Origin of the sequence: Streptomyces sp. NPDC058632 (genome assembly GCF_042717095.1) — a bacterium.
In the GTDB taxonomy this organism is placed as follows: domain Bacteria; phylum Actinomycetota; class Actinomycetes; order Streptomycetales; family Streptomycetaceae; genus Streptomyces.
The window spans coordinates 12215-34608 of record NZ_JBHXQZ010000066.1; the positions used below are offsets into that span (position 1 = coordinate 12215).

Annotated in this window: 16 protein-coding genes; 6 read left to right on the forward strand and 10 right to left on the reverse strand. The window is 72.1% G+C overall.

What is annotated here, in order from left to right; genetic code table 11:
- Positions 1-25 precede the first annotated feature (25 nt).
- The 5 genes from ACFWVE_RS23755 to ACFWVE_RS23775 form a co-directional block, all read right to left on the reverse strand.
- Positions 26-2485 (reverse strand): galactose oxidase-like domain-containing protein, encoded by a 2460-nt coding sequence (locus ACFWVE_RS23755; protein WP_384017358.1) that lies wholly within the window; start codon positions 2483-2485, stop codon positions 26-28.
- Positions 2482-3789 (reverse strand): glycosyltransferase, encoded by a 1308-nt coding sequence (locus ACFWVE_RS23760; protein ID WP_384017360.1) that lies wholly within the window; start codon positions 3787-3789, stop codon positions 2482-2484. The genes ACFWVE_RS23755 and ACFWVE_RS23760 overlap by 4 nt, the downstream gene beginning before the upstream one ends.
- Positions 3786-5567: an ArnT family glycosyltransferase gene (locus ACFWVE_RS23765; RefSeq protein WP_384017363.1), complete on the reverse strand. Its 1782-nt coding sequence runs from the start codon at positions 5565-5567 to the stop codon at positions 3786-3788. The genes ACFWVE_RS23760 and ACFWVE_RS23765 overlap by 4 nt, the downstream gene beginning before the upstream one ends.
- Entirely contained in the window at positions 5564-6832 is a 1269-nt protein-coding gene (locus ACFWVE_RS23770; RefSeq protein ID WP_384017365.1) for a glycosyltransferase, read from the reverse strand. Before ACFWVE_RS23770 ends, ACFWVE_RS23765 begins: the two co-directional genes overlap by 4 nt.
- Before the next feature lie 274 nt (positions 6833-7106).
- On the reverse strand, positions 7107-9149 hold the full coding sequence (locus ACFWVE_RS23775; protein WP_384017368.1) for a thioredoxin domain-containing protein: 2043 nt from the start codon (positions 9147-9149) through the stop codon (positions 7107-7109).
- 250 nt (positions 9150-9399) lie between these two features.
- On the opposite strand from ACFWVE_RS23775, the gene ACFWVE_RS23780 reads away from it, so the two are divergent.
- The gene (locus ACFWVE_RS23780) at positions 9400-12618 is read left to right on the forward strand and encodes a tetratricopeptide repeat protein (RefSeq protein ID WP_384017371.1); all 3219 of its coding nucleotides are present in this window, start codon (positions 9400-9402) and stop codon (positions 12616-12618) included.
- Between the two features lie 399 nt (positions 12619-13017).
- On the opposite strand, the gene ACFWVE_RS23785 is transcribed toward ACFWVE_RS23780, so the two are convergent.
- On the reverse strand, positions 13018-13278 hold the full coding sequence (locus tag ACFWVE_RS23785) for a hypothetical protein (RefSeq protein WP_384017373.1): 261 nt from the start codon (positions 13276-13278) through the stop codon (positions 13018-13020).
- A complete protein-coding gene (mca, locus tag ACFWVE_RS23790) occupies positions 13271-14152 on the reverse strand; it encodes a mycothiol conjugate amidase Mca (RefSeq protein ID WP_384017376.1) in 882 nt (293 codons plus the stop codon). Before mca ends, ACFWVE_RS23785 begins: the two co-directional genes overlap by 8 nt.
- Before the next feature lie 224 nt (positions 14153-14376).
- Here mca and ACFWVE_RS23795 point away from each other — a divergent pair, with 224 nt between their 5' ends.
- Together ACFWVE_RS23795 and greA are read left to right on the forward strand one after the other, a co-directional pair.
- Positions 14377-14775 (forward strand): DUF4307 domain-containing protein, encoded by a 399-nt coding sequence (locus tag ACFWVE_RS23795; protein ID WP_384017379.1) that lies wholly within the window; start codon positions 14377-14379, stop codon positions 14773-14775.
- 183 nt (positions 14776-14958) lie between these two features.
- On the forward strand, positions 14959-15456 hold the full coding sequence (gene greA, locus ACFWVE_RS23800) for a transcription elongation factor GreA (RefSeq protein WP_384017382.1): 498 nt from the start codon (positions 14959-14961) through the stop codon (positions 15454-15456).
- Between the two features lie 144 nt (positions 15457-15600).
- Here greA and ilvA read toward each other — a convergent pair whose 3' ends face one another.
- Positions 15601-16830: a threonine ammonia-lyase gene (ilvA, locus tag ACFWVE_RS23805; protein WP_384017385.1), complete on the reverse strand. Its 1230-nt coding sequence runs from the start codon at positions 16828-16830 to the stop codon at positions 15601-15603.
- 163 nt (positions 16831-16993) lie between these two features.
- Here ilvA and ACFWVE_RS23810 point away from each other — a divergent pair, with 163 nt between their 5' ends.
- Positions 16994-17500 carry a MarR family winged helix-turn-helix transcriptional regulator gene (locus ACFWVE_RS23810; protein ID WP_384017418.1) on the forward strand — a complete coding sequence of 169 codons (507 nt, stop codon included), beginning with the start codon at positions 16994-16996 and terminating at the stop codon, positions 17498-17500.
- Between the two features lie 143 nt (positions 17501-17643).
- Here ACFWVE_RS23810 and ACFWVE_RS23815 read toward each other — a convergent pair whose 3' ends face one another.
- Entirely contained in the window at positions 17644-18801 is a 1158-nt protein-coding gene (locus tag ACFWVE_RS23815; protein ID WP_384017388.1) for a cystathionine gamma-synthase, read from the reverse strand.
- Between the two features lie 106 nt (positions 18802-18907).
- On the opposite strand from ACFWVE_RS23815, the gene ACFWVE_RS23820 reads away from it, so the two are divergent.
- Positions 18908-20029: a hypothetical protein gene (locus ACFWVE_RS23820; protein WP_384017391.1), complete on the forward strand. Its 1122-nt coding sequence runs from the start codon at positions 18908-18910 to the stop codon at positions 20027-20029.
- Between the two features lie 125 nt (positions 20030-20154).
- Here the strand turns inward: ACFWVE_RS23820 and ACFWVE_RS23825 are convergent, their stop codons facing one another.
- Positions 20155-21195: an NAD(P)-dependent alcohol dehydrogenase gene (locus ACFWVE_RS23825; RefSeq protein ID WP_384017394.1), complete on the reverse strand. Its 1041-nt coding sequence runs from the start codon at positions 21193-21195 to the stop codon at positions 20155-20157.
- Between the two features lie 172 nt (positions 21196-21367).
- On the opposite strand from ACFWVE_RS23825, the gene ACFWVE_RS23830 reads away from it, so the two are divergent.
- Positions 21368-22312: a helix-turn-helix domain-containing protein gene (locus ACFWVE_RS23830; protein WP_384017396.1), complete on the forward strand. Its 945-nt coding sequence runs from the start codon at positions 21368-21370 to the stop codon at positions 22310-22312.
- Positions 22313-22394 lie beyond the last annotated feature (82 nt).

Genomic DNA, 22394 nt, shown 5'->3' on the forward strand with positions numbered 1-22394 from the left:
CGGCGTCGCGCCGTGCGGCCCGTGCTCAGCCGCGGCGCTTGACGTCGCCCTTGCCGCAGGCGACGCCGTCGCGGTTCCTGTCCAGCCGCAGCGGGTCGTCCCCGCCGTTGACCTCGAGCGTCCCGTACTCGTTCCGCTTCAGCCAGGCGCAGCGGGCGGCGGTCGTCGCCCCGGCCTCGGCCGGGAAGGCGGTCGGTACGCAGACGTCGGCCGAGCCGTAGTGCCGGTCGCAGCCGGAGACGGTCGGCGGGACCGGCTTCGAGGCGCGCTTCCTCCCCGGCCCGGTGGCCTTGCCCTCCGGGGCCCCGGCGAAGTCGTGCACATGGGCGCCGGCGTCCTCGGCGGTCAGCGCGGCCGGACCCCGCAGGTGCACCCACTCGGCGACCGAGGGCACGCCGTTCGCGTCCACCGCGAAGAGCATGTACCAGCCGGGTGGCGCCAGGTCGGGGTTGCTCGTCACGTTCAGGTCGACGGTGTTCTCGTCGTTTCCGTCGACGGACAGGGGCAGGTCCACGAACCGCTGGTTCGGGTCGGAGGAGTGGGTGACGGCCGCCGGACGGATCAGCTCGGCCTTGGCGACGGGCCGGTCGACGGTGATCCGCTGGGTGTCGCCGTAGGTCCACTCGCTGTCGATCAGCGAGGTGATCACCGGCCGCCCGCCCTTGAAGAGGTAGGGCGGGCTGTAGACCGACACGTCGTGGTTCCAGCTGCCGTTGCCCGGGTTGTCGCCGGTGGTCATGACCCGGCCGTCGGGCAGCAGGAACGCCGAGGAGTGGTAGCCGCGTGCCTCGGGGTCGACGGCCACCGGGTCGAAGGTCTCCGCCACCGGGTCGAAGAGCGACGTCTCGAAGACCGGGTCGGCCCGGTTGTGCAGTCCGCCGCCGGTCTCCAGCACCTTGCCGTCGGGCAGCAGGACCGCGGAGAGGTACATCTTGCCCTGGTCACCGGTCTGCGGCACCGGGCCGTCACCGTAGTCGACCGTGCCCTGCGGGATCGGCGGACCGGCGACGTAGGCGGGGTTCGCCTCCTTGAGGTCGATGACGTCGGTCAGCCGGTTCGCGTCCGGGTTGGAGTCGATGTTGCCGCCGCCCAGGGTGAGCACCCTCTGGTCCTGCGCCGGGGGCAGCAGCACACTCGCCGACTGGTCCCGTTCGTCCTTGTTCCGCAGGCCCGGGACCTCGGTGACCGTGTTGGCGTCGTAGTCGTAGATCGCCGAGCCGGTGCCCGGGATGTTGTTGCCGAAGACGTGGCTGCCCGAGTAGAACAGCCGCCCGTCCTGCATCAGGATCATCGACGGGTACAGGCCCCAGTACGACCAGGTCTGGTTGACCTGGTTCATCGGCAGCCACCGCTGCTCGGCGTCGGACCAGAGGTCGGCGGTGACCGAACCGGTGGAGTCCTCGCGCAGACCGCCGAAGCTGATCACGTCGCCGTTGCCGAGGACCGTCGCCGACGGGTACCAGTGGCCGTCGTTCATGTCGTTGGTCCTCGTGTAGGTCTCGGTCTCCGGGTCGAAGACGTACGAGTCCCTGTAGCCCTGGTAGCCGATCGTGCCGTCGGCGGCCGCGTAGCCCTTGTTGCCGCTCATCACCAGTACCCGGCCGTCCCGGAGCTGCACGTGTCCGGCACAGAACATGTCGTCCGGTGTGGGGATCACCTCGTACGTGCCGTCCTCGGGGTCGTAGACGGCGCTGGTGAAGGTGCCGGCCTCGAACAGCTCCTCGCTGTTGCCGGAGCCCGCGATCAGCAGCACCTTGCCGTTGTGCAGCACCACCGAGTGCATCGAGCGCACCGGGTTCCGCGTGGGCAGCACCTCCCACGAACCGTCGGCGCACTCGACGGCGGTGCCGGTGCAGCCCGGGTCCGGAACCGGCTCGGCGACCTGGTCCATCGTGTAGTCGTCGGTGGTGACCGCGCCGGTGCCGTAGACGGAGACGCCCCAGGAGATGCGGTCGGTGCCCGCCGGGACCTCCGGGGTGCGGACCGTCGCCTCCGTCCAGGTCGCGGGCTGCATGTCCAGCGTCTTCAGATCCGTCCAGTACTGCCAGCCGGCCGTCTCGTCGTGCCGGAACAGGGTGAGGGACGCGTCCGGGGTCGTCGACCTGTACCAGAGGCCCAGGTCGTACTGCCTGCCCGGCGTCACGACCGGCGCGCACTCGGCGGACTCGGTGATCAGCGCCTTGCGGTCGCCCTCGGCGCGGCGGGTCAGCTCGACCTTCATCGCCTTGTCGCCGGAGTGGGCGTCGGAGGTGGTGGTGAAGGAGAAGTCGTTGTCGCCCCAGCCGGACTTCTCCCAGCAGTGCGGCATGTCGTCCACGCCGGCGGTCTCGAACCCGGGGTTCGTGATCAGGCCGGCGGCGGAGGCGGGCTGCGGAGCGGTGAGGAGAAGACCGGTGGTGAGCGCGCCGACGGCCAGCAGGGCGGTACGGCGTCTGGATCGCGCAGGGGTTCTCGTACGGTGCGGGCTCCTGCTCCGCGTTCTCATGCGGTGCTCCTCGCGGTGCGGCCCTCTTCGGTGCGGCCCTCTTCCGGCCGGCGCCCTGCGGCGCCGGTCTCGGCTGTGCGGGTCTCGGCTGTGCGGGTCTCGGCTGTGCGGGTCTCGGCTGTGCGGGTCTTGCGGGGCAGGTACACCAGCGCCTCGGTGGCGGCGAAGCGCAGGACGAAGGTGGTGACGAGGGCCAGCGCGGTGGCCGGCAGTACGGCCATCCCGAACCGGCCGGCCAGCAGCGCGATCAGCGGCAGCCGCAGCAGCAGATCGGCGTTGGCGAGCAGCGCGAACCGCGCCGTGCGGTCGGTCCAGTGCCGGTGCCGCCGCCGCTCGCGGAACAGCAGGGTCTCGATCAGCAGGAAGTTCCAGGCGACGCCGAACTGGTTGGCGACGATCTCGGCCGGCAGGTAGTGCAGGCCCGCCCCGGTCAGCGCCCACAGTGCCAGCAGGTTGGGCACGAAGCCGGTCAGCCCGATCAGCCCGAAGGCGATCATGCGGGCCGGCGAGGACTCCATGCGCAGCCCGGCGAGGTGCCGCAGGAAGCGCAGCCCCTCCTTGGCGGTCGACTTGGACTCACCGGCGAACCGGTCCTGGAAGACGAACGGCACCTCGCCGACCGTGCGGGGGCGGTTGCGGACGGCCAGTTCGAGGAGGATCTTGTAGCCGAGGGGCTTGAGGACGTCGGCGGTGACGGCGCTGCGGCGGACGGCGAAGAAGCCGCTCATCGGGTCGCTGACGCCGTGCAGACGTCGCGGGAACAGGGACTTGGTCAGCCAGGTCGCCCCGCGCGAGACGGCCACCCGGTAGCCGCCGGCCAGCCCGGCGCGGCTGCCTCCCTCGATGTACCGGGAGGCGACGACCAGTTCGGCCTGCGCCCGCTCCCCCGTCGCCACCAACTCCGGTACCAGGGACGGCGGATGCTGGCAGTCGCCGTCCATGACGACGACCCAGTCCGACGAGGCGGCCCTGATGCCCTCCACGACGGCGCCGCCGAGGCCGCCCGCCGCCTCCTCCCGGTGCAGCACGGTCACCGGAAAGGGACAGTCGCGGGCCGCCTCGCGCACGACGTCGGGGGTGTCGTCGGTGGAGTCGTCCACGAAGAGGACCTCGCAGGGCAGCCGGACCGGCACCGATTCGGTGATCAGCCGCAGCAACTGCCTGACGTTCGCTGACTCGTTGAACGTCGGCACGACGATCGTGACCGCGCCGGGCTCCGGCACACTCGCGGTGGCCGGGGCGGGGACTGCGGCGGGGGCGGCGGGGGCGTCCAGCTCGCCGGGGACCGTGGACTCCTGGTTCATCGGGTTCCTCCGGTGGTTCCGCTGGTTTCGGTGGTGGCGACCTGGCGGATCTCGACGCGGTCCGCGCCGGTGCCGAACACGGCGACCGGCTCCGAGTGCTCGATGGCCGCCTTGACATTGGGCAGGTCCACCGCGTCGCGCCGTACGGTCGGTGAGGCGACGACGTAGTCGATGTCCCGCCAGCCGCGCGGCATGGTCTTCGTCACCGCCGGGTCCAGGTCGGCCTTGTAGAACCAGATGACGCCGAGTCCGGGCCGGTACCCGGCGTGCACCAGGTCCAGCCACATCGCGTCGTCCACCAGCACCCGGGTGCCGCCCGGGTCGGGCACCTCGGTGGCCATCCAGCGCGACGCGGCCTCGTAGGGGGCGTTGGCGTCGGTGGTGACGGCGGTGCGGGCACCGTCGTACCAGCGGGGCACGACGTAGGCGCAGGCGGCGAGGGCGAGTGTGGCGGCGAGCGCGTACCGGGCGTACCCGACGGAGCGGCGCTCGGTGCCGGACCGCCATCGGCGCAGAACGGCGTGGGCGACGCTCGCGGTGCCGCCCGCGAGGACGAGCGCGAGGAAGGGCAGCGCCTGGATCACGTACATGGCGGGCAGATAGCCGCTCGGGCGCAGGGCGAGCGCGGCGAGGACCGCCACGGTGAGCGCCGGTCCGGTGAGCGCGCGGGCGGTGACCGACCAGCGCCAGGTGGCGAGCAGCAGCAGCGCGCCGGCCAGGCCGCCCAGGGGCAGCACCCGGTCGTAGTACAGCCAGGACTGCAGGACGCCCCACGAGCCGGAGCCCTGGTCGAGGATGAATCCCGAACCGGGCCTGGTCAGCTGGTACTGGACGCCCTCCCACAGCGAGACGTGCCCCCCGCCGGGAAACAGTTCGCCCTTGAGCAGGGCGAACAGCGGATAGGAGAATCCGATCAGCGCGCAGGCCGTGACGGCGCCGGTCAGCGCGAACTTGCGGGTGTCCCGGTGGCTGTGCAGCCACGCGGTGGCGAACAGGGCGGGCAGGACGACGAGCATCGTCTCCTTGGTGAGCACCGCCGTGGCGGCGGCGATCCCGGCGCCGAAGTGGTGCCAGAGGTGGCGGCTCGGCGAGGCGGCGAGGGTGAACGCGAGCAGCGTCCACATCACCGCGAGGTTGTCGAGGAAGATCTCGCGCTGGAGCACCACCGACAGCGGGGACAGCCCGAACAGGACCATGCCGAGGCCGGCCGCCCAGCGGGGCAGCGCGAACCGCCGGCCGAGGACGTGGACGAGGACCGCGCTGATGCCGCTGATCAGCAGCATCACTCCCCGCATGGTGCCGACGGTCATCGACTCCGGGCTGATCGTCGCGGGGATCCAGGTCAGCACGGCGAGCTGGATCCAGCCGAGGGGCGGGTGGTCGTACCAGTAGGTGTAGTGGGCCAGACCCCGGCCCTCCTGGACGGCCCAGGCCTGGGCGAGGTAGGTGCCCTCGTCGTCGCTGAGGGTCGGATAGGAGCCGATGTTCCAGCCCTGGACGACGAGGATCGCCACCAGGAGGACACCGCACAGGAGGAGGTCGGAGCGGGAGGAGCGCAGGCGGCCCGGTGGCTCCGTGCGGCGGCCGGTGCGGGTGCGGGTGGGACCGGCCTCGGGCCCGGGCCCGGGCTCGGGGCCATGGGGGGCGGGGACCTGCGGGACCGGCGCGGCGGTCCCGGCCGCCTCTGCCGTCTCTGCCGCCTCTGCCGTTCCTGCGGTCCGGTTGCGGGCAGCGTTCATCGCTCCCGCGGCATTCGCCGCGGGGAGGGTGGAGGTCACGCGAGAACGTCCTCTCGGGTCACGTCGTCCGCGGTGAGGTGTGCGCCGACATGCGTGGTCAGCTCCCAGTCGTTGCGCCCGCGTTGCTCGCGCCAGACGGCACGGATCGCGGCGCCGGCGAGAAGCACCTGGTAGAAGGGGCCGCCGACGACGAGCTTGAGGTAGTGCACGAGGCGGACCCGGAGCCCGTACTGCCGGCCGAAGTCGTGCAGCCCGACCACCTCGAACACGAAGGTGACCAGGGCGGTGACGGCCGGCAGGAAGGTGACGAAGGCGATGCCGACGGGCACGTCGAGGAAGAGCGCGATGGCCACGTTCAACGGGATGACCAGTCCGGTGAACGCCTGCAGGAACGGCGTCATCAGGGTGTAGCGGGCCAGCATCCGCTGCCCGAACGTGGGCAGTTGCTTCCAGTCCTTCTTCCGGTACACCTGGAGGAAGCCCTGGTTCCAGCGGGTGCGCTGTTTCAGCAGCGACATCAGTGAGCCGGGGGTCTCCTCCCGGGTCACCATGTCGGAGTCGTACGCGACGACGACCCGCTTGCCCACGCTGGAGAGCCGGACACCGAGGTCGCAGTCCTCGGCGAGGCAGTCGGGGTCCCAGCCGTCCGCCGCCCGCAGCACGTCGGTGCGGACGAAGACGGTGTTGCCGCCCAGCGGAATGAATCCTTTCTGCGCGTGCAGATGGAGCCGCGAGCGGAACCAGAAGAAGTACTCCAGGCAGTTGCGCAGGCTGTACCAGCTGGAGTGGAAGTTGATCAGCTGCACTCCGCCCTGGACGACGTCCGCGCCCGTGGAGCGGAAGGCGTGGTCGACGTGGGCGAGCAGCTCCGGGTGGACCTGGTCCTCCGCGTCGAAGACCCCGACGACATCGCCGCGGCAGTGCGGCAGCGCCGTGTTCATGGCCTTCGGCTTGTTCTTCTTCTCGTGCGTGTCGACGACGACCCGGACGCGTGGGTCCCGGCCGGCCGCCGCCTCGGCGACCGCGGCGGTCTCCGGGTCGTCGTGGCCGACGATCACGATGATCTCGAAGTCGGTGTGGCTCGATTCCAGGAGCCGCTGGATGGTGTGGTCGAGCACCGCCTGCTCGTGCCGGGCGGGTAACAACAGCGAGAAGGACCGGTGCTCCCCACCGTCCGGACTGCTGAACCGGGTGGAGGCCAGCACTTCCGGCGTGCGCCAGGCATGCATCTGCCACCACAGGGTGAACGCGGCCATCCAGAACAGGGCCAGCGAAACGACAGAGATGAACACAGACGTGAACAAACAGATCCCCCCAGATCCCAAGTCCCCCGGCACGTGACGGCACATCGCTCACACGGCGCGCGCCTGTCACGTCACCGTGCAGACATTAGGGGGGAGTTGTGAAATCCGGGAGGTGTTCGGATAAAGAACCTGTTGCATGTCGTTGCTTGGAGCGACCGGTTGCGTCCTAATCGAGTCACCCTGTGGCCGGTTTCACCAATTGGCGGCCGACTCGGCCGCCAGGAAGCCTGGTTGGGCCCGGCCGCCACCTGCCCGCCTCGCCCACCTGCCCGCCTCAGCCGCCCAGGGCCGCGCGCAGCCGATCGGGGTCGGTCGTCGGCGCGTCGCAGGTGAAGTTGCGGCAGACGTACGCGGTCGGTTCACCGCCCACCAGGGGCCGGTCGGCCAGCAGCGGGAACTCGTCGCTCTCCGGTGTCCCGAGGGCGGTCACCGCGCCCGGGGCCGTTCCCAGAAGCGCCGTACGGTGCAGGGCCGTCGTGGCCGGGTCGTCGAGCGCGGGGCCGACCACCGCGATCTCCCGCGGCCCGTCCAGCGCCGCCTCGGCGACCGCGAGCCCCCAGCCGACGAATCGCGGCACCCGCGGACCGAGCGTCTTCACCACGCCCAACGCCCGTTCCGCGGCCGTGCGGTGGGGTTCGGAGCCGGTCTGCGCCGCGTACCCGAGCAGCGCGCCCGCGGCGGCCGTCCAGCCGGACGGGACGGCGTTGTCGGTCGGATCCTGCGGGCGCCGGATGAGCCGCTCGGCGTCGGACGCCGTGTCGTACAGGGCACCCGACTCGGGGTCGGCGAAGCGGGCCAGCACATGGTCGAGCAGCAGCCCGGCGAATTCCAGCCACACCCCCTCCCCGGTCACCGAGGCCAGCGCGAGGAAGCCCTCGGCGACATCGGCGTAGTCCTCCAGGACGCCCGCGTTGCCGCCGACACGGCCGTCCTTGCTGGTCCGGGCGATCCGGGCGTGGTCGTCGAGGTGCACGCGGACCAGCAGGTCGGCGGCGGTGACCGCGGCCTCGGTCAGGTCCGGCCGGTCGAAGTAGGCGCCGGTCTCGGCGAGAGCGGCGATCGCCAGCCCGTTCCAGGCGGCGACGACCTTGTCGTCCCGGCCGGGAGCGGGACGTGCGCCGCGCGCCGCGAGCAGCCGCTCCTTGATCCCGCCGGGTCCGGCGATCCGGCCGGCGTCGAAGACCTCGTCCTGCTGCGGAAGCTGGAGGACGGAAGCGCCCTCCTCGAAGGTGCCCTCCTCGGTCACCCCGAAGTACCGCACGGCGAGTTCGGCGTCCTCCGCTCCGAGCACCTCACGCAACTGCGCGGGCGTCCAGACGTAGTACGCCCCCTCGACGTGCCGCCCCGTCCCGTCGTCGCTGTCGGCATCCAGCGCGGACGCGAACCCGCCCTCGGGCGTGCGCAGTTCGCGCACCATGAAGTCGGCGGTCTCCAGCGCGACCCGGCGCGCGAGCTCGGACCCGGTGGACCGCCAGAGATGGGCGTAGACGCGGCACAGCAGGGCGTTGTCATAGAGCATCTTCTCGAAGTGCGGCACCACCCAGTCCCGGTCGACGGAATAGCGGGCGAAGCCTCCGCCGAGCTGGTCGTAGAGGCCGCCGCGGGCCATCCGCTCGGCGGTGTCCCCCGCCATCTGGAGGGCGCCCTCGGCACCGGTGCGGGCGTGGTGCCTGAGCAGGAACTCGATCACCATGGACGGCGGGAACTTCGGCGCCCCGCCGAATCCGCCGCGCTGCGGGTCGTACTCCCTGGTCAGGCCGAGCAGCGCCTGCGCCTGCTGCTCCTCGCCGGGCAGCCGCGCGTCGCCGTAGGAGATCTCCCGCCCCGCCAGGTCCCGCACGATCTTCCCCGCGACCTCGGCGACCTCGTCCCGGCGCTCGTCCCAGGCCTGGCGCACACCCTGGAGCAGCTGCCGGAAGGACGGCATGCCCTGGCGGGGCTCGGGCGGGAAGTAGGTGCCGAAGTAGAACGGCTCGGCGTCCGGGGTGAGGAACACGGTCATCGGCCAGCCGCCCTGCCCGGTCGCCGCCTGCACGGCCTCCATGTAGACGGCGTCCACGTCGGGACGCTCCTCCCGGTCCACCTTGACGCTCACGAAGTGCGCGTTCAGGTAGTCGGCGGTCGCCCGGTCCTCGAACGACTCGTGCGCCATGACATGGCACCAGTGGCAGCTCGCGTACCCGACGCTCAGCAGGACGGGCACGTCGCGCTCGCGCGCCTCGGTGAAGGCTTCGTCCGACCAGGGCCACCAGTCGACGGGGTTGTCGGCGTGCTGAAGGAGGTAGGGGGACGTCTCGTGGGCCAGTCGGTTCGGCATGGGTCCATCCTGCCCCAGTACCGGCACGGCGCCGCTGTACCCGCGCGCCCCGCCGCCGTCCGTGACGCGGATGCCGGCCACGCGGGCGTCCGTCGCACGGATGTCGTCCTGTCCCCCTCCCCCAAGATATGGCGTGCACAGGGTGCTCGGGCCACGCATAACCGGCAGGGGTCTCGGGGAGGGGACGGGAGGGACCCGAGGACAGCCGGGCACACCGGGTGTGGACGAGGCCGCCGGAGGGGGACGTGACATGCGGGACGGTCATCGTGCGGACGCCGAGCGGCTGCTGGCACGGGCTGTGGAGGAGGAGGTGCGCCGCTCGGGCGGGCGCACCGACGGAAAGGTGCTGCTGTCCCGGGCGCGCGGCGCCATGGACGCGATGGCGCGGACGGCTGCCGAGGAGTACGAGGCGTACACCCGTGCCCTGGACGACGCGGCGGCCGGACAGCTCACTTTCGGCCAGCGGTACGCCCGTGAGGGTGCCGGGACGCCACTGCTCGTGGCCGGGGTGGCCGGGGCGGCGGCCGTGGTCGCCGACCTCCTCCTCGGCACCGGAACCGGGACGGCGCTCGGCGCGGGCGTGGCCGTCGGGGTGGCCGGGGCGGCGGCGACCGTGGTGAAGGTCGTGGGCGTGCATGTGCCCGCCGCCCACCACCGGGCCGGCGCGGTGAGCCAGCCGGGCGGGCCCGAGCAGTTGCGGCTGCAGTGGCTGACGGCGCTGGAGGTGCGCGGTATCCGGCCGTTCCTGGACCAGCAGCGGATGCTCGCCGCGTCCACGGGGCCCCGGCAGAAGGGGCCGCGGCTGCGCGGCGCGGACAAGAGCGCGGCGGCCCGCGGACGCAGCGTGCTCGAGCAGTCGTTCGGGCAACTGCCCGAGCCGGTGGGTGTGTTCGCGGGGCGGCGGCGGGAGATGGCGCAGATCCGGCAGTGGGTGCAGGCCGCGCGCGCGGCCACCGGGACACTGCCGACGGTGGTGGTGCTGTACGGGCTGCCCGGCAGCGGCCGGACCACGCTCGCGGTGCGTGCCACGCACGACCTGAAGGACCACTTCCGCGGCGCCTGCGTGGTCGACCTGCGCGCCGACAGTCCCGGCGAGGCGCCGCTGTCGACCCGGGACGCGCTGCTGCATCTGCTGAACCGGCTGGGGGCACCCCGCGAGCAGTTGCTGTTCCGTGAGCGGTCCTCGCCCGACCAGCAGGTCAGACGGCTGAGCGAGCTGTACCACCAGCATGTGACGGGCATGCCGGTCACGATCGTCCTCGACGACGCCGCGGACCCGCAGCAGGTCCGCACCCTGCTGCCGGAGCGTTCCGACAGCCTGGTCCTGGTGACCTCCCGCGCGCCGCTCGGCCTGCCCGACGACCTGCCGGCCCGGGTGCACCAGCTGCCGGTGGAGGCGCTGGACCCGGCGGGTTCGGAGGAGCTGCTGTCGTCCGCCGCGCAGGACTCGTCCGAGCCGTACGACGCCGAGTCGGCAGGCCTCGTCCGGGAGCTGTGCGGCGGGCTGCCGCTGGCGCTGCGGATCGCCGGTTCGTCGCTGGGCACGCGCTCGCCGCGTGCGCTGGCTTCGGACCTGAGCGCGTACGGCCCGGTCGACCCGGTCGAGCGTGCCATGTGGCTGCGCTACGCCGACCAGCCGGACACGCTGCGGCGGCTGCTGCGCCGGCTGGCGCTGGCGGGCCGGGTCTCGCTGGGCGCCGCCGCGGCGGCGGCGGTGCTCGGCACCGACGAGGCCGAGGCGCGGCGGCACCTGGAGGCGCTGTCCCGGACCGGTCTGATCACCCCGGTGCGCCAGGGCCGCTACCGGCTGCACGACCTCGTACACGCCTTCGCGCTGGCCCGTCTCCTCGACGAGGAGGGCCCGGCCGAGCGGGCGGCGGCGCAGGAGCGGCTGATCGTGAACTACGCCGAGCTGGCCGACTCGGTGCTGCGCCTGGTCGACGGGAACATGTCGACCCGCTCGGACCGCTTCGGCCCGTACGGCTTCACGTCGCTGGACGAGGCGCTGCGCTGGCTGGACGACGAGTCGAGCTTCATCACGGCGGCGCTGCGGCACGCGGAGGGCGTGGACCAGAGGGCGGTGCTGAACCTCCTCGGCGCGCTGTGCGACTACTGCCTGCTGCGCGGCGACCTGTACCGGCTCGGGGAGATCAGCGAGCTGGCGCAGGCCGTGGACGAGGGACTGCTGGTGCGTTCGGTGCAGTGGCGCACCGGTATCGCGGCACGTCAGCTGGGTGAGCTGGACACGGCGCGGACGACCCTGACCTCGGTGGTCGACCTGTACCGGGAGGCGCATCACGACGCGGGTGCCGCGCGGGCGCTGACCTCGCTGGGCATCACGCTGCACCACCAGGGCAACCTGACGGAGGCGTCGGCGCGGCTGCGGGAGGCGATGGACCTGCAGTCCGCGCCCCGGCTGGCCACCGACCGGGCGTGGACGATGCACGCGCTGGCCGCGGTGGAACGCGACCGGTCCCGGCTGGCCGAGGCCCTGGAGCTGCTCACCGGGTCGCTGGTGCTGCACCGGGCGGGCGAGTCCGTGCACGGCCAGGCGTGGGCGCACTTCCAGCTCGGGCAGCTGCACCTGCGGACGGGCGACGTCCCGCGCGCCGAGACGGAGCTGCGCACCGCGCTCGAGCTGTACGGCCGTACCCGCGACGCCCGCGGCGAGGCGTGGGCGCTGACCCAGCTGGCCCGGGCCCGGCTGGTCGCCGGGGACGCCTCACCGGCCGTGGAGGACCTGCGGCGGGCCGCCGCCGGGCACCGGGACAACGAGGACGCCCGCGGGGAGGCGTGGACGCTGTACTACCTGGGCCAGGCGCTGGAGGAGACCGGGGACCTGGACCGGGCGGTGCGCGAGCTGGAGCGGTCCCGCACCATGTTCTCCCGGATGCGGGACGTGTACGGGCTGGCCTGCGCCCGGCACCACTCGGCCCGGGTGACCCGCGACCAGCGGGCCGCGCAGACCGGCTCGCTGCGCAACTCCGGCTTCGCCCGTCAGCTGCTGGTCGACGCCCGCGCGGACTTCCAGCGCATCGGGGTGGCCCACGGCGAGGCGTGGACCTGCCTGGAGCTGGCGGTCGTCGACGCGGGCAACGCCCGTACGCAGCAGGCGCTGGCCCTGTGCGACGAGGCGGCGGCACTGTTCGCGTCCTACGGGGACCGGCGCGGCGAGGACTGGGCCCGGTTCCTGCGCTGCACCCTGCTCCCGTACGCGGCCCCCGGCGGTACGGAGGTCGGCACGGCGGTGGCCCAGGAGGAGCTGGCCCAGCTCGGCCGGACCGCGCACGCCGCCCGCGACGACAAGCTGGGCGACTACGTGGACGCCTACCAGCTGCTGCTGGAGCGGGGGGCGAGCCTGGAGGCGGGCTGGCAGGCCTGGCGCCTGGGCATGGTCCCCAGTCGCCAGGCGCGCGAGGTGATGGGGGTGGCCGTGGGGTCGCAGACGCGGGGCGGCCCGGTGGGATGACGGCCGGCCCGGTGGGGGCGCGGACACCCCTGCGGCCCCGCGGCCCTGCTGGGGGCCGGCGCACGGTGTACTCCAGGACCTCACGGTCGCGTGCGCGACCGACGCGGCCCGTACCGCCGGTGGCTGCCGGTCCCCAGGTGCCTGCCGGGTGCGGGGTGGGCCTGCGACGGACGACGTCCTGGAGCAGCCGCCCGAAGCGGGCCGGCGAGCTCCTGGCCAGGGGGCCGCGTCGGCCGGCGGTGCGAGAAGCCCGGCCGGTGAGGACGGACTCCCGTGTGACGCGGGCCACCGTGTGATGTGCGCGACCCCGCGGGCGCCGCCGCCCGCGCGTGCTGCCGCACGGCCCTCCGGGCACCGGAGGGCCGCGCGGGTCGGCCCTGCTTCTTCAGCCCTGCTTCTTCAGCCCTGCTTCTTCTTGCCTGCCGTGTCGGCGGTCGGCTGCCCGGCGTTCCCGGGTTCTGCCGCCCGGGGCCCCGGCTCGGCGAAGTCGACCCGGTTCATGTGCCGGTTCATCGACTTCATCAGGCCCCAGACCGCCAGGGCCATCACCGCGAACACGACGAAGCCGAGGACACCGGGGGTGACCTTGTCCTCGTCGAGCTCGGCGAGGGTGACCAGGTGGCTCATTGCCAGGTGTGCGCTTGCGCTCATGTCAGGCATTGTCGCGGATGCCCGCGAAGAGGTCGTCCTCGGGGAGGGAGGTATCGACGAGGGACTTCGCCAGCTCGTACTCCTCGGTGGGCCAGACCTCCTTCTGGATGTCCATCGGGATCCGGAACCAGCCGCCGTCGGGGTCGATCTGTGTGGCGTGCGCGATCAGGGCCTTGTCACGGATCTCGAAGAAGTCCGCGCACGGGACGTACGTGGTGAGCGTGCGCTCCTTGCGCTCGAACTCCGACCAGCGCTTGAGCCAGTCCCCGTACGGCGACTCCATGCCGCGGTCCAGCAGCGCCTGGTGCAGCGTCTCGGTGCGGGGGCGGTTGAAACCCTGGTTGTAGTAGACCTTCAGCGGCTGGAAGGCCGGGCCGAACTCGTCCTCCGGGTACGTCCCGGTGTCCGCCGCGCCCTCGAAGGCCACCATGGTGATCTTGTGGGTCATGATGTGGTCGGGGTGCGGGTAGCCGCCGTTCTCGTCGTAGGTGGTGATCACCTGGGGACGGAACGCGCGGATCTTCCGCACCAGCTCCCCGGCCGCCGTGTCCACGTCCTGAAGGGCGAAGCAGCCCTCGGGCAGCGGGGGCAGCGGGTCGCCCTCGGGCAGACCGGAGTCGACGAAGCCGAGCCACTCCTGCTTCACCCCGAGGATCTCCCGGGCCTCGTCCATCTCCTTCCTGCGCACCTCGTGGATGTTCTCCTCGATGTACGGGTCGCCCTGCAGTCTGGGGTTGAGGATGGAGCCGCGCTCCCCGCCCGTGCAGGTCACGACCAGCACGTCCACCCCCTCGGACACGTACTTCGCCATGGTGGCCGCACCCTTGCTCGACTCGTCGTCGGGGTGGGCGTGCACGGCCATCAGTCGCAACTGGTCAGTCAAGACTCATTCCTCAAGTCGGCAAGTCGTCAGGCGCCCCGCGCACCCGGCACACGATCCCGCCGGCGGCCGTCCCGCGGGAGGTGTCCCCCGGGCGTCGCGGTGGGGTGGCGGTCGGACGGTGGACGAAGGCTTCTATAGTGACCGAAGCCAGGGACGAATAATTCCGGAGTCCGCCTCCGGGCCTCCCCGGGGGCACGCGTCCCGTTCCTGCCGAGGAGACGACCATGAGTACGGCGAGCACGCGACCGCCCGAGGGCCGTTACGGCCGCTCCTCGGACGAACGTGCGGACCGCACTCTCAAGATCGTCGGTGCGGGTCTGGCCGTGGTCCTGCTCGCCCTGTTCGGCTGGTTCGGTTACCACTATGTCGTCCAGAACGAGATCAGCGGTGAGCTGATCGCCTTCGACGTCTCGAAGACCGAGGTGCAGGTGCGTCTGGAGGTCCACAAGGACGCCGGCGTCGAGGGCTACTGCACGGTGCGGTCCCAGGCCGCGGACGGTGCCGAGGTGGGCCGCGCCGACTTCCGCTTCGGCGGGGACGGCACCCGCGTCGACAAAATCGTCACGCTGCGCACGACGTCCCCGGGTACTTCGGCCGAGCTCCTCGGCTGCCACGCCGACTGAGTCCGACCGGACCGGTGTTGCGAGAAATGCAGAGCCACTGACCTGCGGGAACAAGATTCTGGTGGCTTATGTCCTCCCCCTTCCTCCGCTGAATTGTTAGGCTCGTGGTTTCGCCCATCCGTGGAGGAACATCCTTCAGGGAGGGCGATGCTTTGTATTTCCACGTACCTACGAGGAGCACCAGTGACCCAGACCAGCGAGAACGTCACCTGGCTGACCCAGGAGGCGTACAACAAGCTCAAGGACGAGCTTGAGTACCTTACTGGTCCCGCGCGTACGGAGATCTCCGCCAAGATCGCCGCCGCGCGCGAGGAGGGCGACCTGCGGGAGAACGGCGGGTACCACGCGGCCAAGGAGGAGCAGGGCAAGCAGGAGCTCCGCGTGCGGCAGCTCACCCAGCTCCTCGAAAGCGCCAAGGTCGGTGAGGCGCCGGCGGCCGACGGTTCGGTGGCGCCCGGCATGGTCGTCACGATCGCCTTCGACGGCGACGAGGACGACACGCTGACCTTCCTCCTCGCCTCGCGTGAATACGCGAGCGGGGACATCGAGACGTACTCACCGCAGTCCCCGCTGGGTGCCGGAGTCAACGGCCACAAGGTCGGTGAGGAAGCGGAGTACGAGCTGCCGAACGGCAGGAAGGCCTCGGTGAAGATCCTCGAGGCCGAGCCGTACGACGGCTGACTCCAGCCGGCTCCACCCTGCGATGCCGTACCCCGGGGACTTCGCACGCCGCGCGTCCCCGACCGGCCCCCGGCAGCTCTCCCGACAGGGAGGCTGCCGGGGCTCCGCCATGCCGTCGCCGAACGGTACGGGGGTGGCTCCGGGTCAGTCGATGACCGCGTAGCCCGCGTCGCGCAGGATCCGGTCGACCTCGGTGCGGTGCGCCGGGCCCTTCGTCTCGAGGTGCACTTCGACCTCCACCTCCGTGAGCCCGAGCCGGGGGTCGGTCCGTACATGGCTCACGTCGAGGACGTTGGCGTCGGCCACCGACAACGCCCCGAGAAGCGTCGCGAGAGCGCCCGGCCGGTCCGGCAGACGCAGCCGTACGGCCAGGTAGCGGCCCTGCGCGGCCATGCCGTGCCGCAGCACCCGCTCCATCAGTACCGGGTCGACGTTGCCACCGGACAGTACGGCGACGACCGGCCCCTCGAAGGCGTCGGGACGGCTCAGCAGCGCCGCGACCGGGCTCGCCCCGGCCGGCTCCACGACCAGTTTGGCCCGCTCCAGGCACAGCAGCAGCGCGGCCGACAGCTCACCCTCGGTGACGGTGCGGACCTCGTCCACCAGCTCGCCGACGATCCCGAACGGCACGTCGCCGGGCCGCCCCACCTTGATGCCGTCGGCCATCGTCGCCGGGTCGCGCACCGACACCGGGTGCCCGGCCGCCAGCGAGGGCGGATACGCGGCCGCGCCCTCCGCCTGCACCCCGATGATCCGTACGTCCGGCCGCAGCGCCTTCACCGCGACCGCGATCCCGGCGACCAGCCCGCCGCCGCCCATGCCGACGACGATCGTGCGCACCTCCGGGCACTGCTCCAGGATCTCCAGACCCACGGTGCCCTGGCCGGCGATGATGTCGGGGTGGTCGAAGGGATGGATGAGCACGGCGCCCGTCCCGGCCGCGTACTCCTCGGCGGCGGCCAGCGCCTCGTCGACCACCTGGCCGTGCAGGCGCACCTCGGCCCCGTACTCCCGGGTGGCGCTGATCTTCGGCAGCGGGGCGCCCTTCGGCATGAACACCGTCGAATCCACCCCGAGCAGCGAGGACGCGAGCGCGACGCCCTGCGCGTGGTTTCCGGCACTCGCGGCGACGACACCGGCGGCGCGCTGCTCCGGCAGCAGCCCGGCGATCCGGACGTACGCGCCGCGCAGCTTGAACGAACCCGTCCGCTGGAGGTTCTCGCACTTCAGGTGCACCGGAGTGCCCACCGTGCGGGACAGGTACCTGCTGCTCTCCATCGCAGTCATCCGCGCGACGCCCTGCAGCATCTTCCGGGCACCGCGTACGTCGTCGAGGGTGACGGTGCGCAAGGAGTCAGCCGTGCCGTAGCTCATGACTCCAGCATCGCAGTTCACGGGGGACGGGCGAACGCGGTGACCAACGGGCGGACCCGGCTTTGCGCAGCGTCGGTACGGCCCGCCTCCCGGCCGCGTACCCTGTCCCCCAATTAGCAGCCCTTCACGAAGTGAGCCTCCGGCCATGCCCACAACACCTGATATGTCGATGGACATGACGACCGTCGGTGACCCCGGCCTCCTCGAAAAGCTGCAGCACGAGGTGGCGCTGTTCGCCCGCCGCGCCGAACAGACCCGGCTCGGCGGCGTCGGCCAGGTGCGCAACTCCATGGACCGCGCCGCCTATCTGCTGCTCAACCGCCTCGACAACGAAGGCCCGATGGGAGTCAAGGCGCTCGCCGCGAGCATGGGCATCGACTCGTCGACGGTCACCCGTCAGGTGGCCCCGCTGGTGGACACCGGTCTGGTGAAACGCACCTCGCACCCCGAGGACGGCCGGGCGGTGGTGCTCCAGCTGTCTCCGCGCGGGCACTCGCGTCTGGAGGAAGTCCGTTCCTCACGGCGTCAGTTGATGGCCGAGCTGACGGAGGACTGGGAGCAGGAGGAGCGCGAGGCGTTCTGCGCGCTCCTCACGCGCTTCAACAGCGCGCTGTCCGCCCGGATGGCGGCACCGGCCCTGCCGGGGCAGGACGAACAGCCGGCCTCCTGAGCTCCCGAGCCGCGCCGTACGGCCCGCCGCGCCGTACACGGCAGGCGTGCAGAGCGGTGCGGGGCAGGAGCGGGCGCGTCCGTGGGGCGGAGCCGCTATCGGGGGCGGCTCCACCCCGTTGACACGGGCTTCGACGGCGGCCCTCAGCGGCCGAGCGCCTGCTGCAGGTCCTCGAGCAGGTCGTCGATGTTCTCGATGCCGACGGAGAGGCGGACCAGGTCGGCGGGGACCTCCAGGGCGGAGCCCGCGACGGACGCGTGCGTCATGCGCCCGGGGTGCTCGATCAGCGACTCGACGCCGCCCAGGGACTCGCCGAGCGTGAACACCCTGGCCCGGTTGCAGACCTCGACGGCCGCCTCCTCGCCGCCCTCCACGCGGAAGGAGACCATGCCGCCGAAGGACCGCATCTGCTTGGCGGCGACCTCGTGGCCGGGGTGCTCGGGCAGGCCCGGGTAGAGGACGCCCGTCACGCGCGCGTGCCTGCTGAGCATGTCGGCGACCTTGGTGGCGTTCTCGCTGTGCCGGTCCATGCGCACGGAGAGCGTCTTGGCGCCGCGCAGCACCAGCCAGGAGTCGAACGGCCCGGCGACCGCGCCCATGGCGTTCTGGTGGTAGGCCAGCTCCTCGCCGAGCTCCGCGTCCCCCGTGACCAGGGCGCCGCCGACGACGTCCGAGTGGCCGCCCATGTACTTGGTCAGGGAGTGCACGACGACGTCCGCGCCGAGCACGAGCGGCTGCTGGAGGTACGGGGTGGCGAAGGTGTTGTCGACGACGAGGCGGGCGCCCGCGTCCCGGGCGACCTGGGCGACGGCGGCGATGTCGGTGATGCCGAGCAGCGGGTTGGAGGGGGTCTCCACCCATACCGCCTTGGTCTTCGGGGTGAGGGCGGCCCGGACGGCGGCCGGGTCGCCGGTGTCGGCCACCGACCACTCCACGCCCCAGCGGGCGACGACCCTGGCGAACAGGCGGAACGTGCCGCCGTACGCGTCGTTCGGGATCACCACGTGGTCGCCGGGGGCGAGCAGCGTACGCAGCAGGCAGTCCTCGGCCGCCAGCCCGGACGCGAACGCGAGGCCGCGGCGGCCGCCCTCCAGGGCCGCGAGGTTCTCCTCCAGCGCGGTCCTGGTCGGATTGGCGCTGCGGCTGTACTCGTAGCCGCCGCGCAGGCCGCCGACACCGTCCTGCTTGTACGTGGACACCTGGTAGATCGGCGGGACGACCGCGCCCGTCAGGGGGTCGGCCGTGTTGCCCGCGTGGATCGCGAGCGTCTCGAAGTGCTGACTGATGTGCCTGTCGCTCATGTGCACCGAGGGTAGTCCGCCCGCGCCGCCCGTGGCGGCAGCGGAGTTGTCCACAGGTCCGGCACCACGTTGGCCATTTGTCGGCTCGATCTGGTTCGCTTGAGCCATGGAGATTCTCTTGGTCCTGTTCGCGGTGGTCATGATCGGCTTCGTGGTGCTGCCGTTCCTGAGGCGCGGGCGCGGCGGGATCACGCAGGTACCGGCCGGCCACCCCGACGCGGCGGACCCGGCCGGGTACGGCTTCGCCCTCGAGGAGGAGCTGGACGTCCGCATGCCCGGCCCCGACCAGGACCTGCTGGACGTCCTGGACCTGGTGCAGCGCACCCAGGACTACCGCGGGGCCCAGCAGTTGCTGGCAGGCACCGACGCGAAGAGCGAGCTGCGCTGGCAGCGTGTGCAGGCCTTCGCGGGGGCTGCCTCGCTGGAACTCACCGCGCGGCCCGGCGGGGCGGCCGGTGAGTCACCGGGCGGGCAGTGGCTGCGGGTGTGGCGCGCGGAGGCGCCCAAGGACGCGGGCGGCGCGGCGGTGCACGCCGAGTTCCTGGTGCAGCAGGCGTGGCGTACGGCGGCGCCCGGGACGGACGAGTTCCGGATCATCATGGAGGAGGCGAAGGCGGCGTGCGGCGAGGCGGCGCTGCTGGCCCCCGGTGACCCGGTCCCGTACATCGTGGAGCTGTCGGTGGCCCGCGGACTGGCGTACGAACGGGCGGACTTCGAACAGGTCTGGCTGAAGATCCTGGACCGCGCGCCGGCCCACATGGGCGCGCATCTGGCCGCGCTGCACTACTGGTGCGAGAAGTGGCACGGCTCGCGGGAGCTGGCGAACTCGTTCGCGGAGGCCGCGGCGGCGCGGGCGCCGCAGGGGTCGCTGCTGGCCGCGATGCCGCTGTTCGCGGTGTTCGAGCACCTGCCGGAGGTGAACCTGGTCAGCGGTTTCTACCAGAGCCAGGTGGTGACGAAGGCGGTCCACGGCGCGCTGCACGCGGTGCACGCGGCCCGCCCGGACGACCCGATGGCGGCCCATGTCCGGCATCTGCTGGTCTTCTTCCTGGTCCGCGGTGAGCGCTGGGCGGAGGCCATGGACCAGCTGATGCACATCGACGGCCATGTCGGCGCGCTCCCCTGGACCCTGTCCCCCGACCCCGCCGCGGAGTTCGCGGTCTACCGGGCCCTGGCGGTCGCGGGCTACGAGGCCAACGGCGGCAGCCCGGCGACCCTGCCGCACTGACCGCGGCGGACGCCGACCGGTCCTGGCCCCGGCGCGCCGCGGCGCGCCGGGGCCCGGATCACAACTTCGTCCGTCGGGCCGTACCGGCCCGTGTCAGGCCGTACCGGCCCGTGTCGGGCCGTGTGTCAGATCGTCGCAGTGTCGATCACGAAGCGGTAGCGGACGTCGCTGTTCAGCACTCGCTCGTAGGCGTCGTTGATCTCGCTCGCGCCGATCAGTTCGATCTCCGCGCCGATGCCGTGCTCCGCACAGAAGTCCAGCATCTCCTGGGTCTCCCGGATACCGCCGATGCTCGAACCCGCGAGGGTCTTGCGTCCGCCGATCACCGAGAAGAGGTTGAGCGAGACGGGCTGCTCGGGGGCGCCCACGTTCACCAGCGCGCCGTCCGTCCGCAGCAGCGACAGGTACGCGTCGAGGTCGAGCGGCGCGGACACCGTGGAGACGATCAGGTCGAAGGTCCCGCGCAGCGTCTCGAACGTCGCCGGGTCGGCGGTGGCGTAGTAGTGCTCGGCGCCCATCTTCAGGCCGTCGTCCTTCTTGCGCAGGGACTGCGACAGCACCGTCACCTCGGCACCGAGCGCGTGCGCGATCTTGACGGCCATGTGGCCGAGGCCGCCGAGTCCGACGATCGCCACCTTCTTGCCCGGCCCGGCGTTCCAGTGCCTGAGCGGGGAGTACGTGGTGATGCCGGCGCACAGCAGCGGAGCGGCCACGTCGAGGGCGAGCCCGTCGGGGACACGGATGACGTAGTTCTCGTCGACGACGATCTTCTGCGCGTAGCCGCCGTGGGTCGGCTCGCCGTCCCTGCCGATGCCGTTGTACGTCATCACGGAGCCGTTCACGCAGTACTGCTCCAGACCGGCCCTGCAGTTGTCGCACTCACGGCAGGAGTCGACCATGCAGCCGACACCCACCCGGTCACCGACCTCGAACCGGGTGACGCCGGGGCCGGTCTGCGACACCACTCCGGCGATCTCGTGGCCGGGAACCATCGGGAAGATCGCCTCGCCCCAGCCCTCGCGGGCCTGGTGGATGTCCGAGTGGCAGATGCCGGCGAACTTGATGTCGATCAGGACGTCGTACTCGCCCACCTCGCGCCGCTCGATGGTGGTGCGCTCCAGCGGAGCCTTGGCGGCGGGTGCGGCGTACGCGGCAACAGTGGTCATGCCGGGGTTCTCCTAGGAAAGTGGGTGCGCCCGGCTGCCTTCTTCCGACCGGGCACGGCCCCAGCCTGCCCTCGCGGCCGGGGTTTACCCAGGCCACCGCTCTGCCTAGGTTGGCTGTGCGTACCACTGGCGGGGACAGGCTGGCAGGCGTACGACCGGCAATACTGGACGTATGGACGAGCAGACCGATCCCGTGCCGACGTCCGCCCCCTCGACCGGCCCCTCGACCGGCCGGAGCGGCGGTCTGGACCCGCGGGCGGAGCTGAGCGAGTTCCTGCGTACCCGGCGGGCCCGGCTGAAGCCCGAGGACGTGGGGCTGCCGGACTTCGGGCGGCACCGCCGGGTGCCCGGACTGCGCCGGGAGGAGCTGGCGCAGCTCGCCGGGGTGTCCGTGGCGTACTACACGCGTCTGGAACAGGGCAACGGGCGGAACGTTTCCGCGGAGGTGCTCGACTCGATCGCGCGCGCCCTGCGTCTCACCGAGGCCGAGCACTCCCACCTCGTGCATCTGGCGAAGCCGAAGCAGCAGAAGAGGAAGCAGCAGCCGCGCACCCAGCAGACGCGGGTGGCCCTGCGGCAGCTGCTGGACACGATGGACGCGGTCCCCGCCTACATCGCGGGCCGCCGTTCGGACATCCTGGCCTGGAACCGGATGGCCGCCGCGGTCTTCGGCGACTGGGGCGCCCTGCCGCCGCAGGAGCGGAACTGGGCGAGGCTGGTGTTCCTCGACCCCGACTACCGCGAGCTGTTCGTGGAGTGGGACCAGAAGACGTCCGACATGGTCGGCTTTCTGCGGTGGGACGCGGGCTGCCACCCGGACGACCCCCGGCTGGCCGCGCTGGTCGGGGAGCTCTCGGTGAAGAGCGAGGAGTTCCGGCGGCTGTGGGCCGCGCACGACGTCAAGGAGAAGAGCCACGGCGTCAAGCGCGTGCGGCATCCGCTCGTCGGTGAGCTGATCCTGTCCTTCGAGACGTTCCGGCTGGTGGACGACAGCGAGCAGCAGCTGGTCACCTACCACGCCGAGCCGGGCTCGCCGTCCGCCGAGGCGCTGCGGCTGCTGGCGAGCTGGGGTGCGGACGCCAGGCGGGCGGCGGACGTCTCGCCCCGGTCGCACTGAGTGTCGCGCCGAGTGCCGCCCTGAGCCCGGGGGCGGGCAGGCGGGGAACGGAACGCGGAGGGCCCGCCGGAAGCCGTGCTTC